18 protein-coding genes are annotated in these 20,881 nt (G+C 71.3%); 10 read left to right on the forward strand and 8 right to left on the reverse strand.

Annotated features, from left to right (window positions below; translation table 11 throughout):
* The first annotated feature begins 113 nt into the window (after positions 1-113).
* From ACZ4VW_RS18580 to ACZ4VW_RS18615, 8 genes are all read left to right on the forward strand, one after another.
* Positions 114-1,967, forward strand: coding sequence for an outer membrane protein assembly factor BamB family protein (locus ACZ4VW_RS18580; protein WP_467963569.1), 1,854 nt, complete (start codon positions 114-116; stop codon positions 1,965-1,967).
* Positions 1,968-1,983: 16 nt separating this feature from the next.
* Positions 1,984-3,549, forward strand: coding sequence for an outer membrane protein assembly factor BamB family protein (locus ACZ4VW_RS18585; protein WP_467963571.1), 1,566 nt, complete (start codon positions 1,984-1,986; stop codon positions 3,547-3,549).
* A gap of 57 nt (positions 3,550-3,606) precedes the next feature.
* Positions 3,607-5,385 (forward strand): outer membrane protein assembly factor BamB family protein, encoded by a 1,779-nt coding sequence (locus ACZ4VW_RS18590; RefSeq protein ID WP_467963573.1) that lies wholly within the window; start codon positions 3,607-3,609, stop codon positions 5,383-5,385.
* A 212-nt stretch (positions 5,386-5,597) separates the two neighbouring features.
* The gene (locus ACZ4VW_RS18595) at positions 5,598-6,287 is read left to right on the forward strand and encodes a helix-turn-helix transcriptional regulator (RefSeq protein ID WP_467963575.1); all 690 of its coding nucleotides are present in this window, start codon (positions 5,598-5,600) and stop codon (positions 6,285-6,287) included.
* 112 nt (positions 6,288-6,399) lie between these two features.
* Positions 6,400-7,443, forward strand: a complete 1,044-nt coding sequence (gene galT / locus ACZ4VW_RS18600; protein ID WP_467963577.1) for a galactose-1-phosphate uridylyltransferase — start codon at positions 6,400-6,402, stop codon at positions 7,441-7,443.
* A complete protein-coding gene (gene galE / locus ACZ4VW_RS18605; RefSeq protein ID WP_467963579.1) occupies positions 7,440-8,405 on the forward strand; it encodes a UDP-glucose 4-epimerase GalE in 966 nt (321 codons plus the stop codon). Before galT ends, galE begins: the two co-directional genes overlap by 4 nt.
* The gene (gene galK, locus ACZ4VW_RS18610; RefSeq protein WP_467963581.1) at positions 8,402-9,541 is read left to right on the forward strand and encodes a galactokinase; all 1,140 of its coding nucleotides are present in this window, start codon (positions 8,402-8,404) and stop codon (positions 9,539-9,541) included. The genes galE and galK overlap by 4 nt, the downstream gene beginning before the upstream one ends.
* Positions 9,542-9,844: 303 nt before the next feature.
* Positions 9,845-10,630 (forward strand): LuxR C-terminal-related transcriptional regulator, encoded by a 786-nt coding sequence (locus tag ACZ4VW_RS18615; RefSeq protein ID WP_467963583.1) that lies wholly within the window; start codon positions 9,845-9,847, stop codon positions 10,628-10,630.
* Here ACZ4VW_RS18615 and ACZ4VW_RS18620 read toward each other — a convergent pair.
* The gene (locus ACZ4VW_RS18620) at positions 10,589-11,086 is read right to left on the reverse strand and encodes a MarR family winged helix-turn-helix transcriptional regulator (RefSeq protein ID WP_467963585.1); all 498 of its coding nucleotides are present in this window, start codon (positions 11,084-11,086) and stop codon (positions 10,589-10,591) included. The two genes, ACZ4VW_RS18615 and ACZ4VW_RS18620, sit on opposite strands and share 42 nt — an antisense overlap.
* Before the next feature lie 131 nt (positions 11,087-11,217).
* Between ACZ4VW_RS18620 and ACZ4VW_RS18625 the strand changes: the two genes are divergently transcribed.
* Positions 11,218-12,060, forward strand: coding sequence for a trans-aconitate 2-methyltransferase (locus ACZ4VW_RS18625; RefSeq protein WP_467963587.1), 843 nt, complete (start codon positions 11,218-11,220; stop codon positions 12,058-12,060).
* Positions 12,061-12,209: 149 nt separating this feature from the next.
* On the opposite strand, the gene ACZ4VW_RS18630 is transcribed toward ACZ4VW_RS18625, so the two are convergent.
* A complete protein-coding gene (locus ACZ4VW_RS18630) occupies positions 12,210-12,896 on the reverse strand; it encodes a TetR/AcrR family transcriptional regulator (RefSeq protein WP_467963589.1) in 687 nt (228 codons plus the stop codon).
* The gene (locus tag ACZ4VW_RS18635) at positions 12,893-13,861 is read right to left on the reverse strand and encodes an acyl-CoA desaturase (RefSeq protein WP_467963591.1); all 969 of its coding nucleotides are present in this window, start codon (positions 13,859-13,861) and stop codon (positions 12,893-12,895) included. The genes ACZ4VW_RS18630 and ACZ4VW_RS18635 overlap by 4 nt, the downstream gene beginning before the upstream one ends.
* A gap of 268 nt (positions 13,862-14,129) precedes the next feature.
* On the opposite strand from ACZ4VW_RS18635, the gene ppc reads away from it, so the two are divergent.
* Complete coding sequence (ppc, locus tag ACZ4VW_RS18640; protein ID WP_467963592.1) at positions 14,130-16,859, forward strand: phosphoenolpyruvate carboxylase; 2,730 nt, start codon at positions 14,130-14,132, stop codon at positions 16,857-16,859.
* A gap of 73 nt (positions 16,860-16,932) precedes the next feature.
* On the opposite strand, the gene ACZ4VW_RS18645 is transcribed toward ppc, so the two are convergent.
* The 5 genes from ACZ4VW_RS18645 to ACZ4VW_RS18665 all read right to left on the reverse strand — a co-directional run bounded on the left by ACZ4VW_RS18645 (position 16,933) and on the right by ACZ4VW_RS18665 (position 20,774).
* Positions 16,933-17,643, reverse strand: coding sequence for an LPXTG cell wall anchor domain-containing protein (locus ACZ4VW_RS18645; RefSeq protein WP_467963594.1), 711 nt, complete (start codon positions 17,641-17,643; stop codon positions 16,933-16,935).
* A gap of 101 nt (positions 17,644-17,744) precedes the next feature.
* A complete protein-coding gene (locus ACZ4VW_RS18650) occupies positions 17,745-18,188 on the reverse strand; it encodes a hypothetical protein (RefSeq protein ID WP_467963596.1) in 444 nt (147 codons plus the stop codon).
* A 39-nt stretch (positions 18,189-18,227) separates the two neighbouring features.
* Complete coding sequence (gene pth, locus ACZ4VW_RS18655) at positions 18,228-18,824, reverse strand: aminoacyl-tRNA hydrolase (RefSeq protein WP_467963598.1); 597 nt, start codon at positions 18,822-18,824, stop codon at positions 18,228-18,230.
* A 102-nt stretch (positions 18,825-18,926) separates the two neighbouring features.
* Positions 18,927-19,514: a 50S ribosomal protein L25/general stress protein Ctc gene (locus ACZ4VW_RS18660; RefSeq protein WP_467963600.1), complete on the reverse strand. Its 588-nt coding sequence runs from the start codon at positions 19,512-19,514 to the stop codon at positions 18,927-18,929.
* A gap of 285 nt (positions 19,515-19,799) precedes the next feature.
* Positions 19,800-20,774 (reverse strand): ribose-phosphate diphosphokinase, encoded by a 975-nt coding sequence (locus ACZ4VW_RS18665; RefSeq protein ID WP_467963602.1) that lies wholly within the window; start codon positions 20,772-20,774, stop codon positions 19,800-19,802.
* Positions 20,775-20,881 lie beyond the last annotated feature (107 nt).

Here is a 20,881-nt window from a genome sequence, read left to right on the forward strand (position 1 = left end):
CGAGGGCATCACGGGCCGGTCCTCCCTTGGGAACAAGGGGCGGACCGGTCGCTTTTGCGCCATCCCCTGAGTGGTAGAAAGAAAACCCGCTCACTTCAAGGGGGAACGCGCTGATGACCCAGCCGCCCAGCAACCAGCCGCCTGGCTTCGGCGCACCGCAGGATCCGCAGGACCACGGCGCCGGCCAGGGCGTCCCGCCGATGCCTCCGGCCCCGCCGCAGGCCCCGCAGACGCCTCAGCCTCCGCAGGCCCCGCAGACTCCCCAGGCCCCGCAGACGCCGCCGCCCGCCGCGCCCGGCCCGTACGGCCAGCCGGCGCAGCCCGGTTACGGCTATCCCCAGCAGGCCCCGCAGCCCGGTTACGGATACCCGCAGCAGCCCCAGCAGCCGCAGACCGGCCCGTACGCCGCGCAGCCCGGCCCGTACGGCCAGCCGGCGCAGCCCGGTCCGTACGGCCAGCAGGCTCCCTACGGCGGCTACCCCGGCCAGCCCCAGTATCCCGGTGCTCCCGCCCCCTCCGGAGGCGGCAACAACCCCTTCAAGGGCAAGCCGGGCGTCATCGTCGCCGCGGCCGTGGCCGCGCTCCTCGTCATCGGCGGCGGCACCTGGTTCGCCCTCAGCGGTGGTGACGACGAGAAGGAACCGGTCGCGAAGCCGACCACGAGCAGCGGCGCCCCGAAGCCCACCGAGTCCGTGGACCAGGGCGACGGCAGCGGCGACGGCCGCAACGGCGAGGAGGACCTCAACGCCGGCCGCAAGCCCGGCGAGGCGAAGATCAACTGGCTGCTGAAGAACAACGTCGACCTGCCCCGCAACGGCGCCGACGTGTTCGGCCCGTGGATCGTCGGCGACATCGTCGTCAAGGGCATGTACAAGAGCCTCGACGGCTACAGCCTGAGCGACGGCTCCGCCAAGTGGCACCTGGACCTGCCCTTCGAGCTGTGCACGACCGCGCCCGAGCCCGCCGCCGACGGCAGCCTCGTCATCGGCGTCAACGACAGTGCGGGCGACCGCGCCAAGTGCACCGAGCTGCAGAAGGTCGACCTCAGGACCGGCAAGGTCGGCTGGAAGAAGTCCGTCCCCAAGGGCACCGGCTTCAGCTCGCTCTCCGACACCACCATCGCCGTCAGCGGCAACACGGTGACCGCGGCCGGCACCGGCAACTCGCACGGCTACTCCCTCGCCGACGGGCGCGAGCTCTTCACCGGGCCGACCAGCGGCTGCAAGCCGTACGCCTTCGCGGGCGGGGCGAAGCTGATCGCCGCCGCCAGCTGCCCCACGAGCGACTACAAGAAGAAGCAGGAACAGATCAGCGAGGTCGACCCGAACACCGGAAAGGCCCGGTGGACCTTCAAGCTCCAGCCCAACTGGGAAGTCGACAAGGTCTACTCGGTGAACCCGCTGGTCGTCTCCGCCCAGCAGCGTGACGAGAAGAAGTGGACCGTCTTCGCCGTCACGCCGGACGGCAAGCTCCGCTCCCAGATCGAGGGCGGCACCGACAAGTACGCGCCCAAGTGCGGCGGCGGATTCGTCGTCTTCGGCCGCAACCTCCAGGGCTGCACCGGCGTCACCGCCGACGCCAACACCTTCTACATGGCCACCGAGGCCGCCTACGGCACCGCCAACGCGGTCGTCGCCTTCGATCTGAACACCGGCAAGTCCAAGTGGCGCGCCTCCGCGCCCGCCGAGCGGACCATGACCCCGCTGCGCATGGAGGGTGCGGACGTCCTGCTCTACGTGGACGCCTCGTACGACACCGGCGGCGCGGTCGCCACGCTCGCCCCGACCGGCGGCACGCCGAAGATCCTGCTCCAGCACCCGGCGTCGACGGCCCAGATCGAGAACACCTTCTACGACGCGGGCTACGCCTACGGCAACGGCACGTTCGTCGTCTCCAGCGGACGAGTGAGCGCCTCGAACGACAAGGAAGAGAAGGAAGCCAAGACGATGATGGCTTTCGGCAAGTGACGGCTGCCGGAATCCGATGACGACACCGCGACAGCCGGGGCCGCCCCCGTCGGCACACGGCCCGTACGGACGGCTCAATCCGTACGGGGGCGGGGGCCCCGGCCCTGCCGCGCCACCTCCGCCGCAGCAGCCGCCCGTCCGCCGGAAGCGCCGCACGACCGCCGTGATCGCGGCGGTCGTGGCGGCGCTGCTGGCCGTGGGCGGGATGACCTGGTACGCCCTCGGGGACACGGGGGACCGCTCGGACGCCGAGGCGTCCGGGAGCCCCGCGTCCGGCGCCCCGGGGAAGCCTTCGGCGCGGCCCTCGGGCCCGCCCGCCGGCCCGCCCGGGCCGGACACCGGCGCCGCGGCCCGCTACAACAAGGGCCGCGCCGCCGGTGACGCGTCCGTGCTCTGGGTCCGCCGGAACGACATCGACGTACCCGGTCTGGGAGGCGGCGTCTTCGGCCCGTGGCTCGTCGGGGACACCGTCGTCACCGCCATGTACCGCACGGTCACGGCGGTCGACGTGGCGGACGGCACGGTGAAGTGGCGGCTGACGCTCGGCACCGAGATCTGCCGGGCGTCGCAGGTCGCCTCCGCCGACGGGAAGATCGCCCTCGCCCTCAAGGACCGCCTCCACGCGGAGACCGACGAGTGCCGCCGGCTGCAACTGGTCGACCTGCGCACCGGCACGGCCGGCTGGCAGCAGAAGATCGTCGAACAGAACCGGTGGGACTTCAGCGACGCGTACTCGATCGCGATCAGCGGCGGCACCGTCACCGCCGGCCGGCACGGCTTCTCGACCGGGTACCGGCTCAGCGACGGCAAGCAGCTGTTCGGCCGGTGGGAGGGGAGCGGCTGCCAGCCGTACGCGTACGCCGGCGGGCCCAAGCTCGTCGCCGCCGTCTCCTGCCCGACCTCCGACGCGGACAAGCCGCAGGAGGAGATCCACGAGGTGGACCCGGCCACGGGGAAGTCCCGCTGGAAGTACCGGCTTCCGGTCGGCTACCGGGTGGACCACGTCTACTCCGTGCGGCCCCTGGTCGTGTCCGCCTACCACCGCGCCGAGGACAAGCGCGGGATCGTCGTCCTGAACGAGGACGGCAGCAAGCGCTCCTCGCTGACCGGCCGGGACCCGTACGCCGACGGGTGCGCCGACGCCGTCGAGCACCAGGGCAACCTGCAGCGCTGTCAGGTCGTCGCGGACGACGACACGCTGTACCTGGCGACCGCCGGGGCCGGCAAGGGCAAGAGCAACGCGATCGTCGCCTTCGACCTGCGCACCGGCAACGAGGTGCGGCGTATCCAGGGGCCCGTGGGGCGCATGGCGTGGCCGCTGCGGACGGAAGGCGGTTCGCTGATCGTCCGGATGGCCGCGCTCCTCGACGAGCCCGGCTCGCTGGCCACCGTCGCACCCGGTTCGAGCACCCCCGTCGAGCTGCTGCGCATCCCGCGGGCGGCCGGGCGGGCCGAGTCACGGTTCTACGACTGTCCGGCGCTGTACACCGGCGGTCGCTACATCCTGATGCAGAACGTCGTCGCCGGCACGGACGACGATGACGAGAGGGAGAGGGAGACGCTGATGGCCTTCGGCATGTGACACCGGCTCCCGCGCGACTCCCGCCCGCCTTCCGAGACTTCAGAGGTACGCATACCCATGACACAGCCGCCCCCGCCGAACCAGCCCCCGGGCCCTCCGCCGAACCAGCCGCCCGGCCCGCCCCAGGGGGGCTTCGGCGCGCCCCAGGAGCCCCAGGGAGGCTTCGGCGCGCCCACGCCGCCCCCCGGGCAGCCCGGGTACGGATATCCCCAGCAGCCTCCGACGCAGCCGCAGTACGGCTACCCCCAGCAGCCGCCGACCCAGCCGCAGTACGGCTACCCGCAGCAGGGCCCGCCGCAGGGCCCCGGGGGACAGCCGCCGTACGGCTACCCGACGCAGCCGCAGTACCCGCAGGCGGCCGCGCCGGCCGGCGGCGGCAAGAAGCTGTCCACGCAGATGCAGATCGTCATCGCCGCCGTGGTCGCCGTCGCCCTGATCGTCGGCGGCGGCATCTGGTACGCGACCTCCGGTGGCGAGGAGAACGACAAGGCCAAGGGCGGCTCCGGCGCTTCCCAGGGCCAGGGCGGCGAGCAGGGCAAGGGGCTCGGGGGCAACGGCAAGGAGAAGGTCCCCGCCAACACGCAGTCCAAGCTGTCCTTCCAGCTGCCGCTGCCGAAGGTCCCCGAGCTCACGGACGTGACCGGTTCCTGGATCACGGACAAGGCGTACGTCAAGACGGACGTGAACTCGATCGTCGGCCGTGACCTCGACAAGGGCACCCCGCTGTGGACGCTGCCCCTCCCGGGCCAGGTCTGCGGCGCCTCGCGTCACGTCACGGCGGACCACAAGGTGCCGATCCTCTTCGAGGCGTCCAAGCGCGTCCCGCCGAGGTACTACCAGCCGTGCACCGAGGTCGGCCTGGTCGACCTGACCACCGGCAAGTTGGTGTGGTCCACCTCGGTCACCGGCGGCACGGCCGGCGACCAGAAGGTGCGGTTCAGCGAGATCACGCTCAGCGGCACGACCGTCGCGGCCGGCGGCACGGACGGCGGCGCCGCCTTCGACCTCGCCAACGGCAACCCGCGCTGGAAGCCGCAGGCCAACGACCAGAACTGCGTCGACATGGGTTACGGCGGCGGCGCCGGCCTCGTCGCGGCACGCAAGTGCGGCTCGTACGACGCCCGTCAGCTCATCATCCAGAACCTCGACCCGATGACGGGCGCGCCGATCTCGCAGTACAAGATGCCGACGGGTGTGGAGTACGCCTCGATCGTCTCGTCCAAGCCCCTGGTCGTCGCCGCCGACGTCGGCGACACCGCCGGTGACGGCAGCGGCATCTCGGACTTCTTCTCGATCGACGAGAAGACCGGCAAGCTGAAGGCCAAGATCGCGGCGGACGCGGACCGGTACGCCGCCCGCTGCCGCTCGACCACGGTCGAGCAGTGCTCCAAGGTGCTCGTCGGCAACGGCCGGCTCTACCTTCCGACCGAGGAGCACGAAGGCTCCACCGGGGAGTACGGCGACGAGACCAACGAGATCGTCGCGTTCGACCTGGCCACCGGGAAGCCGGCCTCGGGCAAGGCGGACGCCGGCGACCGGTACACGCTCGTCCCGCTCCGGATGGACGGCGGCAACCTGATCGCGTACAAGGTCCCGCCGTACGACAAGGGCGGGCAGATCGTCTCGATCGACGGCGGCACCATGCAGTCGACGGTGCTCATGGAGAACCCGTCGGACAAGACCGTGCGCGACGCGGAGGACACCTTCAGCGAGGACTACTCCGAGATCCTCTTCGGGAACGGCCGGATGTTCATCTCCGTGATGAGGGTCAGCGAGCCGCGTGAGTCCTCGACGAGCCTCAAGGAGTACTTCGCGCTGTCGTTCAGCACGAACTGAGCCCCGCCGGGGACCGGGACGGCCCGGCGCGTCGAGCAGTCGACGCGCCGGGCCGTTCGCGTCCGCGTCCGCGGGACTGCGGTGATTTCGGCCCGTGAGGGGCATTCCGTCGGAGTTCGGGAACGTATGCCCACAGGAGCGTGTAGTTTGCCGGGTCATCGGAGTGGCTGGGGCCGGGGGACGGCTTCAGGGGGGATCTAAGGGGTTGCTCGATGGGCGTGCGGCTCATGGTGGTCGACGACCACCGTCTGCTCGCCGAGGCGCTCGCCTCGGCATTGAAACTGCGCGGGCACCGTGTGCTCGCGGCGGCCGCCCCGGTGGCGGGGGCCGCGGAGCTGGTGGTGAGCCGCGCGCCGGAGGTGTGTCTGCTCGGTACGGCAGCACCGGCCGAACCGGGCGTCTTCGACCCGATCGTGCGGATCAAGCGCGAGCGGCCGCAGGTGGCCGTGGTCGTGCTCGGGCCGGTGCCCTCGCCGCGCGGCATCGCGGCGGCCTTCGCGGCCGGCGCCTCGGGTTACGTACGGCACGACGAGCGCATCGAGGGCGTCGAGCGGGCGCTGATCAAGGCGCGGGCGGGGGAGACGGCGGTGGCGCCGCAGCTTCTCCAGGGGGCCTTCGCCGAGCTGCTCGACCCGGCCGCGCAGCCGGACGACGAAGGGCAGCGGCTGCTCGGGATGCTGACGCCGCGGGAGATCGAGGTCCTCGTCCGGGTGGCGGAGGGCGAGGACACGCGGCTGATCGCCGCGGGGATGGGGATCGCGCCGAGCACGGCGCGGACGCATGTGCAGCGGGTGCTGATGAAGCTGGGCGTGGGCTCCCGTCTGGAGGCGGCGGCGCTCGCCGCGCGAACCGGTCTGCTGGACCGCGCCCCGCTCCCGGGGCCTCGGCGGGAGTTCCTCTAGGGGTGTCCGAAGACCCGGGCCGTCTCACGGTCCGGGCCTTCGGCGTTGACGCGGATGTTTGGTTGTGATTCCTTGTGCGTGGTTCTGTTTGGTTCCCCGTTGAGGACACCCCGTGAAGAAGACCGTCACCACCCTCGCCGACGGACGCGAGCTCATCTACTACGACGCGCGGGACGACGCCGTCCGCGACGCCGTCGACGCACGGCCGCTCGATCCCGTCTCCTCCGCCTCCGAGATCCGGTACGACGCGCTCCTCGGGGACTCCGTCGTCATCGCCTCGCACCGGCAGGCCCGGACCTACCACCCGCCCGCCGACGAGTGCCCGCTCTGCCCCTCCCGCGACGGGCGGCTGAGCGAGATCCCCTCACCCGACTACGAGGTCGCCGTCTTCGAGAACCGCTTCCCCTCGCTCGCCGGCGACTCCGGGCGGTGCGAGGTCGTCTGCTTCACCCCCGACCACGACGCGTCCTTCGCCGACCTCACCCCCGCACGGGCCCGGCTCGTCCTCGACGCCTGGACCGACCGGACCGTCGAACTCGCCGAGCGGCCCGGCGTCGAGCAGGTGTACTGCTTCGAGAACCGGGGCGCCGAGATCGGCGTCACCCTCGGCCACCCGCACGGCCAGATCTACGCGTTCCCGTTCACCACCCCCCGCACCGCCCTGATGCTGCGCAACGCCGCCGAGCACCGGGCCCGCACCGGCCGCAACCTCTTCGACGACCTCGTCGCCCGCGAGCGGACCGACGGCGCCCGCGTCGTCCTGGAGACCGAGGACTGGATCGCCTTCGTGCCGTACGCCGCGCACTGGCCGTACGAGGTCCACCTGCACCCCACCCGCCGCGTCCCCGACCTGCGGGCGCTCGACGACGCGGCGCGCACCGCCTTCCCTCAGATCTATCTGGAACTCCTGGGGCGCTTCGACCGGATCTTCGGTCCGGGGCAGCCGCCCACGCCCTACATCGCCGCCTGGCACCAGGCGCCGTTCACCGGCGCCGGCCGCGAGGAGTTCGGGCTGCACCTGGAGCTTTTCACCGTCCGGCGGACGCCCGGCAAACTGAAGTACCTCGCGGGCACCGAGTCCGGCATGGGCGCCTTCATGAACGACGTGCCGCCGGAGGCGGCGGCCGAGCGACTCCGAGAGGTGGCAACCCGATGAAATACCTGGTCACAGGTGGAGCCGGCTACGTAGGGAGCACGGTCGCCCAGCATCTCCTGGAGGCGGGCCACCGGGTCACGGTCGTCGACGACCTCTCCACCGGCTTCGCCGAGGGCGTCCCGGCCGGCGCCGAGTTCGTCGAGGGCCGCGTCCAGGACGCCGCCGCGTGGCTGGACGGCTCGTACGACGGCGTCCTGCACTTCGCCGCCTTCTCCCAGGTCGGCGAGTCGGTCGTCCGGCCCGAGAAGTACTGGGAGAACAACGTCGGCGGCACGATGGCCCTGCTCGCCGCCATGCGCGCGGCGAACGTCCGCAAGCTGGTCTTCTCCTCCACCGCCGCCACCTACGGCGAACCGGTCTCGGTCCCGATCACCGAGACCGCGGCGACCGCCCCGACGAGCCCCTACGGCGCCTCCAAGCTGGCCGTGGACCACATGATCGGCGGCGAGTGCGCCGCCCACGGCCTGGCCGCGGTCTCCCTGCGGTACTTCAACGTGGCGGGGGCGTACGGCCGCTGCGGTGAACGGCACGCGCCCGAGTCGCACCTCATCCCGCTGGTCCTCGAGGTCGCCCTCGGCCGGCGCGAGGCGATCGGCGTCTACGGCGACGACTACCCGACCGCCGACGGCACCTGCGTACGGGACTACATCCACGTCGCCGACCTCGCCGAGGCCCATCTGCTCGCCCTCGGCGCCATGACGCCCGGCGAGCACCTGATCTGCAACCTCGGCAACGGCAACGGCTTCTCCGTGCGCGAGGTCGTCGAGACCGTCCGGAAGGTGACCGGACACCCCGTCCCCGAGGTGACGGCCGCGCGCCGCCCCGGCGACCCCGCCGTGCTCGTCGCCTCGGCCGAGGCCGCGCGCGAGCGGCTCGGCTGGATTCCGTCCCGCCCGGACCTGGCGGACATCGTGCGTGACGCGTGGGCGTTCGCCAGAGAGAGGGAGCAGGGCGGGGCATGAGCGTACTGGCGGAGTTCGAGGCGCTGTACGGGGTGGAGCCGGAGGGAATCTGGGCGGCCCCCGGGCGTGTCAACCTCATAGGGGAGTACACCGACTTCAACGACGGTTTCGTCATGCCGCTGGCCCTGCCGCACACGGCCGTCGCCGCCGTCGCCCGGCGGACCGACGGCGTCCTGAGGGTCCACTCCGCCGACGTCGAGGGCGGCATCGTCCAGCTCGACGTCGGCGCCCTCGAACCGCTCGCCGGCACGGAGTGGGCCGCCTACCCGGCCGGGGTCGTCTGGGCGCTGCGCGAGGCGGGCCACCCGGTCACCGGGGCGGACATCCATCTCGCCTCGACCGTCCCCACCGGTGCCGGTCTTTCGTCCTCCGCCGCCCTGGAGGTCGTCACCGCGCTCGCCCTGAACGACCTGTTCGGGCTCGGTCTGAGCCGTCCGGAGATCGCCGTCCTCGCGCAGCGCGCGGAGAACGCCTTCGTCGGCGTCCCCTGCGGGGTCATGGACCAGATGGCGTCCGCGTGCGCGGCCGAGGGCCACGCGCTGTTCCTCGACACCCGCGATCTCTCGTACCGCCAGGTGCCCTTCGACCTGGCCGCGCAGGGGCTGGGGCTGCTGGTGGTGGACACCAGGGTGAAGCACGCGCTCGGGGACGGCGCGTACGCGGAGCGGCGCGCCGGCTGCGAAGCCGGTGCGCGGGCGCTCGGCGTGCGAGCGCTGCGCGAAGTCCCCCACGCGCATCTGGCCGACGCCCTCGGGCGTTTGAGCGAGGAATCGGTTCGCCGCTACGTCCGGCACGTCGTCTCGGACAACCACCGGGTCGAGCGGACCATCGCCCTCCTCGACGCCGAAGACCCCCGCTCGGTCGGCCCCGTCCTCACCGAGGGCCATGCCTCGCTCCGGGACGATCTGCGCGTCTCCTGCCGGGAGTTGGACCTCGCGGTCGAGACGGCGAACGCGGCGGGCGCGCTCGGGGCGCGGATGACGGGCGGTGGTTTCGGTGGTTCGGCGATCGTGCTGGTCGAGACCCGGCTGGCGGGCACGGTGTCCGCCGCGGTGGAGAAGGCCTTCGCCGAGGCCGGGTTCACCGCCCCGAGGATCTTCCCCGCGGTGCCCTCGCGGGGTGCGCGACGGCTCTGAAAGCCCTTGCGGCGCACGGCAAGAGCCCTTGGATCGTCGACTTCTGTCGTGATCGGCCCCAGGCGGCACAGGCGCACCCGGGACGTTCGGCCAGTTCTGCGAATCGCCTTCCGCGGCGTCCACCCGCCCGTACCCTGATGCACAGCACCGGTGGGGGCCGGTGCTGATCAGGGGGCGAGACCAGTCGGGTACGGCGCCCGGGACGGATCCCCGTCACCGCACGGCGGCGGCCGCGCGGTCGGCGGACCCTCGTCACCGGCGCCGTGCCCGCGCCGGTCCGTTCCTCGACACATAGGGGTGTCCGTGGGTCGTATCCGGGTTCTGGTGGTGGACGACCACCGCATTTTCGCCGAGTCGCTGGCCGCCGCGCTCGCGGCGGAGCCCGACGTCGACGTCTCGGCGGCGGGCAGCGGTCCGGCCGCCCTGCGCTGTCTGGACCGCGCGGTGGCGGAGGGGCGCCGGTACGACGTGATGCTGGTCGACGCCGACCTGGGCACGGTGGCCGGGCCGGCCGCGTCGGTCGCGGTGGCCCGGGTCGTACCGGAGCAGGGCGGGGGCGTGGTCGACGGCATCTCGCTGGTCGCCGGGGTCCGCTCGGCCCAACCCGCCGTCCGTACGATCGTGCTCGCGGAGAAGGACGACGCCCACCGGGCCGCGCTCGCGCTGCAGGCCGGGGCATCTGGCTGGGTGGCCAAGGACTGCTCGCTGCAGCGGCTGCTCGCCGTGATCCGCGGTGTCCTGCGCGACGAGACGCATCTGCCGCCCGCGCTCCTCACCGGCGTGCTGCGGGAGCTGACGGCGGCCCGCAAACACCGCACCGAGAGCGAACAGCTGGTGGAGTCGCTGACCCCGCGCGAGCGGGAGGTGCTGCGGTGCATGGTGGCGGGCCTGGGACGCAAGGCCGTCGCGGAGCGGCTCTTCCTCTCCCCGCACACCGTCCGTACGCACATGCAGAACGTGCTCGGGAAGCTGGGGGTGCACTCCACGCTCGCCGCGGTCGCCCTGGCGCGCCGGGCCGGTGTCGGCCCCGCCGAGCTGGAGGGGGACCTAACCGGGGATGTTGTCGAACGGGGCGGTCAGCCGGCGTAGCAGACCGGCCAGGTCGCCGCGCTGGGCGCGGGAGAGCTGGGCCAGGATGGCCCGCTCCTGGGCGAGCAGTCCGGCGAGCGCCTGGTCGGCCCGGTCACGGCCCTCGGGGGTCAGGCGGACCAGGACCCCGCGCCGGTCGCTGGGGTCGGGCAGCCGCTCGACCAGGCCCTTCTTGGTGAGCCGGTCGATGCGGTTGGTCATGGTGCCGGAGGTGACCAGCGTCTGGGTGAGGAGCTGGCCGGGAGAGAGCTGGTACGGGGCGCCCGCGCGGCGCAGCGACGTCAGGACGTCGAACTCCCACGGCTCCAGCTGGTGCTCGGAGAAAGCGAGCCGCCGGGCGCGGTCGAGGTGGCGGGCGAGCCGTGAGACGCGGCTCAGCACCTCGAGCGGTTCCACGTCGAGGTCCGGGCGCTCGCGGCGCCATGCAGCGACCAGCCGGTCGACCTCGTCCTCCATGTCGATCAGTGTAGATGGTCTGTTGACATAAAGTCTCTTGACGTCAAGATATATTCCGCTGGACTATGGGGAAGGACCGGGCCGGAACCCTGTTCCGCTTCGGCAACTCGTTCCAGCAAGGGGGCTCGAACATGCATTCCGCACCATCTTCTGCGTCTGCCGCACCGACATGGGACCCACAGCAGTACCTCCGGCACTCCGGCCACCGCACGCGCCCGTTCCTCGACCTGCTCGCCCGAATACCGCATCTGCCCACCACCGATCAGCCCGCCCGCATCGCCGATCTCGGCTGCGGCCCCGGCAATGTGACCGTCCTGCTCGCGGACCGCTGGCCCGACGCCCACATCAGCGGCTTCGACCTCTCGCCCGACATGCTGGAACGCGCCGAGAAGGACTGGGCCGGCACCACCGCCGGCGGCGGCTGGCTCGACTTCCGGCCCGCCGACGCCGCCCACTGGGTGCCGGAAGAGCCCTACGACCTGATCGTCTCCAACGCCGCCCTGCAGTGGGTCCCCAACCACCCCGAGTCCTTCGCCGCCTGGATCGACGGCCTCAAACCGGGCGGGACCCTCGCCTTCCAGGTCCCCGGCAACTTCACCTCGCCCAGCCACGCCCTGCTCGGCGAGCTCTGCGACACCCCCCAGTGGCGCGACCGCCTCGACGGCGAGGGGCGCCGGTTCGTGCACGTCCTCGACGCGGCCGACTATCTGAACCGCCTTGCCGACCTCGGCTGCGAGACCGACACCTGGGAGACCACCTACTCACAACTCCTGCCGGGGGAGGACCCGGTCCTCGACTGGGTCAAGGGCACGGCCCTGCGCCCCGTACTGACCGCACTGGAAGGTGACGAGGAGGCGACCGCCGCCTTCCTCGCCCAGTACCGCGACCTGCTGCGCGAGGCGTACCCGCCGGGGCCGCACGGCACGGTCTTCCCGTTCCGCCGCATCTTCGCCGTCGCGACGAAGCCGCTGTGACGCACGGGCGCCCCGCACCGGTGATCCGGTGCGGGGCGCCCGTGCGGTGCGGGACCGCCGTCGTGCCCACGGAGGCGGTGGGGAATCGCCGCCGTGCCGCCGTGCGGTCGTGCCGTCGTGCCCTCGTGCGGTGCGGGACCGTCGTCGCGTCAGCTCTTGCGGTGGCCTATCAGGCGCGGCTTCTGCTCCAGGCCGTCCAGGCCGTGCCAGGCCAGATTCACCAGGTGCGCCGCGACCTCCGCCTTCTTCGGCTTGCGGACGTCCAGCCACCACTGGCCCGTCAGCGCCACACTGCCCACCAGCGCCTGCGCGTACAGCGGCGCCAGCTTCGGGTCGAACCCGCGGGCCTTGAACTCCAGCCCCAGGATGTCCTCCACCTGCGTGGCGATGTCGCTGATCAGCGAGGCGAACGTGCCCGTCGACTGGGCCACCGGCGAATCGCGGACCAGGATCCGGAAACCGTCGGTGTACCGCTCGATGTAGTCCAGCAGCGCGAACGCCGCCTGCTCCAGGAGCTCCCGCGGATGGCCCGCCGTCAGCGCCCCGGTCACCATGTCGAGCAGCTGCCGCATCTCCCGGTCGACGACGACCGCGTACAGCCCCTCCTTGCCGCCGAAGTGCTCGTAGACCACCGGCTTGGAGACGCCGGCCTTCGCCGCGATCTCCTCCACCGACGTGCCCTCGAAGCCCTTCTCGGCGAAGAGCGCCCGGCCGATGTCCAGCAGCTGCTCCCGGCGCTCCGCGCCCGTCATCCGCACCCGGCGGCCGCGCCGGGGCTTGTTCTCGCTGCTTCCGGTACCGCTGGTACTGCCCTCGATCGCCACGTTCTCCATCATGCCGCGTCGGCGGGCTCGCCCCGGCGCCGGGCTTCGATCCGGGAGGCGTCCGGCCAGCGCACGTCGTGGGCCCAGCCCAGCTGCTCGAACCAGCGGATCAGCCGCGCGCTGGAGTCGACCTGGCCCCGCAGCACCCCGTGGCGCGCCGAGGTCGGGTCGGCGTGGTGCAGGTTGTGCCAGGACTCACCGCAGGACAGCACGGCCAGCCACCACACGTTGCCCGAGCGGTCGCGGGACTTGAAGGGGCGCTTGCCGACGGCGTGACAGATCGAGTTGATCGACCACGTGACGTGGTGCAGCAGCGCGACCCGGACCAGCGAACCCCAGAAGAACGCGGTGAACGCGCCCCACCACGACATCGTCACCAGACCGCCGACCAGCGGCGGGATCGCCAGCGACAGCACCGTCCAGAAGATGAAGTCGCGCGAGATCCGGCGGATCGCCGGGTCCTTGATCAGGTCGGGCGCGTACTTGGCCTGCGGGGTGCGCTCCTGGTCGAACATCCAGCCGATGTGCGCCCACCACAGCCCCTTCATCAGGGCCGGCACCGTCTCGCCGTAACGCCACGGCGAGTGCGGGTCGCCGTCCGCGTCGGAGAACTTGTGGTGCTTGCGGTGGTCCGCCACCCAGCGCACCAGCGGACCCTCCACCGCGAGCGAGCCCATGATCGCCAGGGCGATCCGCAGCGGCCGCTTGGCCTTGAAGGAACCGTGGGTGAAGTAACGGTGGAAGCCGATCGTGATGCCGTGGCAGCCGATGTAGTACATCGCGACCAGCAGGCCCAGGTCGAGCCAGGACACGCCGCCCCAGCTCCAGGCCAGCGGCACGGCCGCGATCAGGGCGATGAAGGGCACCGTGATGAACAGCAACAGCGTGATCTGCTCGATCGATCGCTTTTTGTCCCCGCCGAGCGTCGCGGGGGGCAGGTCCTGTTCGGTTTCGAGCACATCGGGGCTAGTGGTCATGGGTGTCCCCTGGGGATGAAGGGATGAGGGAGAGGGAAGAAGACGGGGAGGAAAGTGAGCGGAACGGGGCGAAACGAGCGCGTGGCTACGCCTCCGTAACCTACGGCGACGTAAGTATGGCAGTGCGGTGGCGCGCGGCAAGAGGGCGCAAGAGGGGCTCGGGAGGAGTCCAGGGAATGGACACCTATCCTGTGTCCGTCGGACAGCGCGGTCCGCAAGCCTCCAGTACCCCTCCAGACGTGCTCAAACACTGCAAGGAGCCGCACCTGTGAGCAGTGCCGACCAGACCCCCACCGCCAGCGCCGAGCTGCGTTCCGACATCCGCCGACTGGGCGACCTGCTGGGCGAGACACTCGTCCGCCAGGAAGGACACGAGCTTCTCGACCTCGTCGAGAAGGTCCGCAGCCTCACCCGCGAGAACGGCGAGGCCGCCGCCGAGCTGCTCGGGGAGACCGATCTGGAGACCGCCACCAAGCTGGTGCGCGCCTTCTCCACCTATTTCCACCTGGCGAACGTCACCGAGCAGGTCCACCGCGGCCGCGAGATGCGCGAGAAGCGCGCCGCCGAGGGCGGGCTCCTCGCCCGCACCGCCGACATGCTCAAGGACGGCGACCCGCAGCACGTCCGCGAGACGGTACGGAACCTCAGCGTGCGGCCCGTCTTCACCGCGCACCCCACCGAGGCCGCCCGCCGCTCCGTCCTCAACAAGCTGCGCCGGATCGCCGCCCTCCTGGAGACCCCGGTCATCGAGGCCGACCGGCGCCGCCACGACCTGCGGCTCGCCGAGAACATCGACCTCATCTGGCAGACCGACGAACTCCGGGTCGTCCGCCCCGAGCCCGCCGACGAGGCCCGCAACGCCATCTACTACCTCGACGAGCTGCACGCCGGCGCCGTCGGCGACGTCCTGGAGGACCTCGCCGCCGAGCTGGAGCGCGTCGGCTTCGAGCTGCCCTCCGGCACCCGCCCGCTGACCTTCGGCACCTGGATCGGCGGCGACCGCGACGGCAACCCCAACGTGACCCCGCAGGTCACCTGGGACGTGCTGATCCTCCAGCACGAGCACGGCATCACCGACGCCCTCGACCTCATCGACGAGCTGCGCGGCTTCCTCTCCAACTCCATCCGCTACGCCGGCGCCACCGAGGAACTCCTCGCCTCCCTCCAGGCCGACCTGGAGCGCCTGCCGGAGATCAGCCCCCGCTACAAGCGCCTCAACGCCGAGGAGCCGTACCGGCTCAAGGCCACCTGCGTCCGCCAGAAGCTCGTCAACACCCGTGAGCGCCTGGCCAACGGAACCCCGCACCAGGAGGGCCGCGACTACCTCGGCACCTCCGAGCTGGTCCAGGACCTCGCCCTGATCCAGACCTCCCTGCGCGAGCACCGCGGCGCCCTGTTCGCCGACGGCCGGATGGACCGCACCATCCGCACGCTGTCCGCCTTCGGCCTCCAGCTCGCCACCATGGACGTCCGCGAGCACGCCGACGCCCACCACCACGCCCTCGGCCAGCTCTTCGACCGACTCGGCGAGGAGTCCTGGCGGTACGCCGACATGCCGCGCGACTACCGGCAGAAGCTGCTCGCCAAGGAGCTGCGCTCCCGCCGCCCGCTCGCGCCCAAGCCCGCCCCGCTGGACGCGGCCGGCCAGAAGACCCTCGGCGTGTTCCACACGATCAAGGAGTCCTTCGAGCGCTTCGGCCCCGAGGTCATCGAGTCGTACATCATCTCGATGTGCCAGGGCGCCGACGACGTCTTCGCCGCCGCCGTCCTCGCCCGCGAGGCGGGCCTCCTCGACCTGCACGGCGGCTGGGCCAAGATCGGCATCGTGCCGCTCCTGGAGACCACCGACGAGCTCAGGGCCGCCGACGTCATCCTCAACGACATGCTGGCCGACCCCTCCTACCGCCGTCTCGTCTCGCTCCGCGGCGACGTCCAGGAGGTCATGCTCGGCTACTCCGACTCCTCCAAGTTCGGCGGCATCACCACCTCCCAGTGGGAGATCCACCGCGCCCAGCGCCGGCTCCGCGACGTCGCCCACCGCTACGGCGTCCGCCTGCGCCTCTTCCACGGCCGCGGCGGCACCGTCGGCCGCGGCGGCGGCCCCTCGCACGACGCGATCCTCGCCCAGCCCTGGGGCACCCTGGAGGGCGAGATCAAGGTGACCGAGCAGGGCGAGGTCATCTCCGACAAGTACCTCATCCCGTCCCTCGCCCGCGAGAACCTCGAACTGACCGTCGCCGCCACGCTGCAGGCCTCCGCCCTGCACACCGCGCCGCGCCAGTCCGACGAGGCCCTGGCCCGCTGGGACGCGGCCATGGACACCGTCTCGGAGGCCGCCCACACGGCGTACCGCAGGCTCGTCGAGGACCCGGACCTGCCGACGTACTTCCTCGCCTCGACCCCGGTCGACCAGCTCGCCGACCTGCACCTGGGCTCGCGGCCCTCCCGCCGCCCCGGCTCGGGCGTCTCCCTCGACGGCCTGCGGGCCATCCCGTGGGTCTTCGGCTGGACCCAGTCCCGGCAGATCGTCCCCGGCTGGTTCGGCGTCGGCTCCGGCCTCAAGGCCCTGCGCGAGGCGGGTCTCGACGAGGTCCTCGGCGAGATGTACGAGCGCTGGCACTTCTTCCGCAACTTCCTCGCCAACGTCGAGATGACGCTGGCCAAGACGGACCTGCGGATCGCCCGCCACTACGTCGACACCCTGGTGCCCGACGAGCTCAAGCACGTCTTCGAGACCATCCAGGCGGAGCACGAGCTCACCGTCGCGGAGGTCCTGAAGGTGACCGGCGGTCAGAAGCTGCTCGACTCCAACCCGGTGCTCCAGCAGACCTTCGCCATCCGCGACGCCTACCTGGACCCGATCTCCTACCTCCAGGTGGCCCTGCTGGCCCGCCAGCGCCAGGCGGCGGAGCGCGGCGAGGACCCCGACCCGCTGCTCGCCCGGGCGCTGCTGCTCACGGTGAACGGAGTGGCGGCGGGCCTGCGCAACACGGGCTGACGCGCTGAGACGACGAACGACGGTGCCCCCGCCGGAATCGCTTCCGGCGGGGGCACCGTCGTCACCACGGGACTCAGTGCTGCTGAGCCTTGCGGCGGCGCGTCACCAGGAACGCACCGGCGCCCGCGAGGGCGACAGCGGCGGCGGCGAGGATGCCGACGGGGGCGCTGGAGCCCGTCTCGGCGAGGTCACCGGAGCCGGCGGCGCCGCTGCTCGTGCCGGCGGACGGAGTCGCACCGGCCGACGCGGAGTCCGTGGCGGACGGCGTACCGCCCGGGGTCGACGCCGTCGCCGACGGCGTCACGCTGGGCGTACCGGTGGGGGTATCGGTGGGCTTGGGGGACTCCTCGTAAGGCGGGCAGTCGATCTTGAAGACCTTCTGCTTGGCGCGGCCGTTCTCGCCCTCGAAGTTCCAGAACAGCTTGTACTGGCCGTCCGGGAGGGTCATGTCCGCGGTGCGCTCGTGACCGTCGGCGTCGAGGGTGATGAGACCGGTCTTGACCGTCTCACCCTTCTCCTGCTCGTTGTTCGCCCACGCCTCGATGTGCCAGGTGACCTTCTGGCCGGCGTCGAACTTGAAGGCGTCGAGGTAGAAGGAGCAGACCTTCGGCTGGTTGGCCTTGATTTCCTCGCCGGTCTCCGACTTGTGAATCTTCACGGTGCCGTTGTCGCCCTTGGGGTCGTCCTTCGGACCCTTCGTGGCGGAGGCGGCCGGAGCCAGCAGCAGAGAGGCAGCGGTCACGGCAGTGACGACGGTGCCGGTGGAGATGAGGGTACGTCGCATAGGGGCTTGTCCATCTGAGAGATGAGAGGGATGCCGTGGGAGGTGGCGGAGGGCAGCCTAGCGGCACCTTTAAGCCACCCTTAACCCAAGGGGCATAACAATCAGAGCGCGAAGAACGCCGCCACCAGCAGCGCGCCCCCCGCGCCCGCCAGCCCCCACGCCGTCCGCGTCAGCCGCAGACCGCCACCGACGAGCGGCGCCGCCAGCAACAGCGCCCCGCCCAGCGGCAGCCAGGCGTGCAGGCCGCCGCCCCAGCCCGTCCGTACCGCCTCCGTCGTACCCGGCTTCACGACCACCGGCAGCGTCTGGCCCTTGCCGGCCGCCACCGAGCGGTCGATGGTCAGGGTGGTGTGCGGCGACGGCGGCCCGGCCGGTACGTAACGGCCGCTGCACGTCTCCTCGTCGCAACCGGTCACCGTCAGCGTGCCGTGCTCACGGCCCTTGGGCAGCAGGACGTGCTGCGCCGTCCCCCAGGACGACCAGACGCCCGCGACGACGAGCAGCAGGGCGACCAGGACCATGGCGGCGTTACGGGCGTGCGTCATGGTCCGCGATCGTACAGTCGTACCGCTCGGGTCGGTCGCTCAGGAGTTGTACGCCGACTGCGCCCGCTCCAGACCCTCCGCCACCAGGCACTCGACGGAGTCCGCCGCCCGGTCCACGAAGTAGTCGAGCTCCTTGCGCTCCGTCGACGAGAAGTCCTTCAGAACGAAGTCGGCGACCTGCATCCGGCCGGGCGGACGGCCGATGCCGAACCGCACCCGGTGGTAGTCCGCCCCCATCGCCTTCGTCATCGACTTCAGACCGTTGTGCCCGTTGTCGCCGCCGCCGATCTTCAGCCGCAGCACCCCGTAGTCGATGTCCAGCTCGTCGTGGATCGCCACGACGTGCGCCGTCGGCACCTTGTAGAAGTCCCGCAGCGCCGTCACCGGGCCACCCGAAAGATTCATGTACGACATCGGCTTCGCGAGGATCACCCGGCGGTTCGCCGGCCCCGGAGGCCCCATCCGCCCCTCGACGACCTGCGCCTGCGCCTTCTGCGCCCGCTTGAACTTCCCGCCGATACGGTCCGCGAGCAGGTCCACCACCATGAAGCCCACGTTGTGGCGGTTGGCGGCGTACTCCGGCCCCGGGTTGCCGAGACCGACGATCAGCCAGGGGGCGTTCGCCTCGTCCGTCATGGGGGTCTCGTCTCCTCGTGTGCGTACCGGCAGGTGTACAGAAGAAACGGGGTGACGGGCCGCACGGCCCGTCACCCCGTCACGTCAGGCAGAGCCTACGGCTCAGGCCTCGGCGCCCTCGGTGGCCTCGCCCTCGGCGGCCGGCTCCTCGGCCTGGGCGGCCAGGATCTGGATGACGACGGCGTCGGGGTCCGTCTCCAGGGTGGTGCCCTTCGGCAGCGCGATGTCCTTGGCGAGGATGGAGTTACCGGCCTCCAGGCCCTCGATCGAGACCGTGACGGACTCGGGGATGTGGGTGGCCTCGGTCTCGACGGAGAGCGTGTTCAGCACGTTCTCGACGAGGTAGCTGCCCGGCGCCAGGTCGCCCTCGGTCTCGACGACGATCTCGACGGTGACCTTCTCGCCGCGCTTCACCAGCAGCAGGTCGACGTGCTCCAGGAAGCCCTTCAGCGGGTCGCGCTGCACGGCCTTCGGGATCGCCAGCTCGGTGGTACCACCCAGGTCCAGCGACAGCAGGACGTTCGGGGTACGCAGGGCGAGCAGCAGCTCGTGGCCCGGCAGGGTGACGTGGACCGGCTCGGTGCCGTGACCGTAGAGAACGCCGGGGACCTTGCCCTCGCGGCGGACGCGGCGCGCCGCACCCTTGCCGAACTCGGTACGGGTCTCGGTGGCCAGCTTGACCTCGGACATGTGCACTCCTCGTAGACGATGACGAAAAAAGGGTGGTCACCCGGCCACGACTGGCGATGGCCTGCTACGAAGAGCGCGTCGATAACGGACCGCCGTACCACGCCGGGTACGGCCTCCCTCGCCGAGCAACTACGGCAGTCTACTCGGCCCCCGCCGCACGGCCCAATTGGATCACCGGCCCCCGTCGCGACGGCCCACACCGGCCCCGGCGGTCCCACGTCGGCGCACGGGAAAGGGCCCGCTCCCCCCGAGGGGAGCGGGCCCTTCCACGACATACGAGAAAGCTCAGTGCTCCTCGAAGAGGCTCGTCACCGAACCGTCCTCGAACACCTCACGCACCGCGCGGGCGATCGTCGGGGCGATCGACAGAACCGTGATCTTGTCGAGCTCCAGGGAACCCGGCACCGGGAGCGTGTCCGTGAAGACGAACTCGCTCACCTTGGAGTTCTTCAGACGATCGGCGGCCGGCCCGGACAGGATGCCGTGCGTGGCCGTCACGATGACGTCCTCGGCACCGTGCGCGAAGAGCGCGTCCGCGGCGGCGCAGATCGTGCCACCCGTGTCCACCATGTCGTCGACCAGGACGCAGACGCGGCCCTTCACGTCACCGACGACCTCGTGGACGGTCACCTGGTTGGCGACGTCCTTGTCACGGCGCTTGTGCACGATCGCCAGCGGCGCGTCCAGACGGTCGCACCACCGGTCGGCGACACGCACACGGCCGGCGTCCGGGGAGACGATCGTCAGCTTCGAGCGGTCGACCTTGCTGCCCACGTAGTCCGCCAGGACCGGAAGGGCCGACAGGTGGTCCACCGGGCCGTCGAAGAAGCCCTGGATCTGGTCGGTGTGCAGGTCGACCGTGAGGATGCGGTGCGCACCGGCGGTCTTCAGCAGGTCCGCGACCAGACGCGCCGAGATCGGCTCACGGCCGCGGTGCTTCTTGTCCTGACGGGCGTAGCCGTACGACGGGATGATCACGGTGATGCTCCGCGCGGAAGCCCGCTTCAGAGCATCGATCATGATCAGCTGCTCCATGATCCACTTGTTGATCGGAGCCGTGTGGCTCTGGATCAGGAAGCAGTCCGCGCCACGAGCCGACTCCTGGAAACGGACGTAGATCTCACCGTTCGCGAAGTCGAAGGCCTTCGTCGGCACGAGGCCGACACCCAACTGGTGCGCGACCTCCTCGGCCAGCTCGGGGTGGGCGCGGCCGGAGAAGAGCATCAGCTTCTTCTCGCCGGTCGTCTTGATCCCGGTCACAGCACTGTCTCCTCAGACGTGTCCTCTGGTCGCGATCTCCGCGCTCCCGTGCGCGTGTGCGAGCCAGCCGAATTTATGTGCACGTATCACGGTACGCCGAGTTCGAC

The sequence above is a fragment of the Streptomyces sp. NPDC029139 genome (assembly GCF_055564335.1).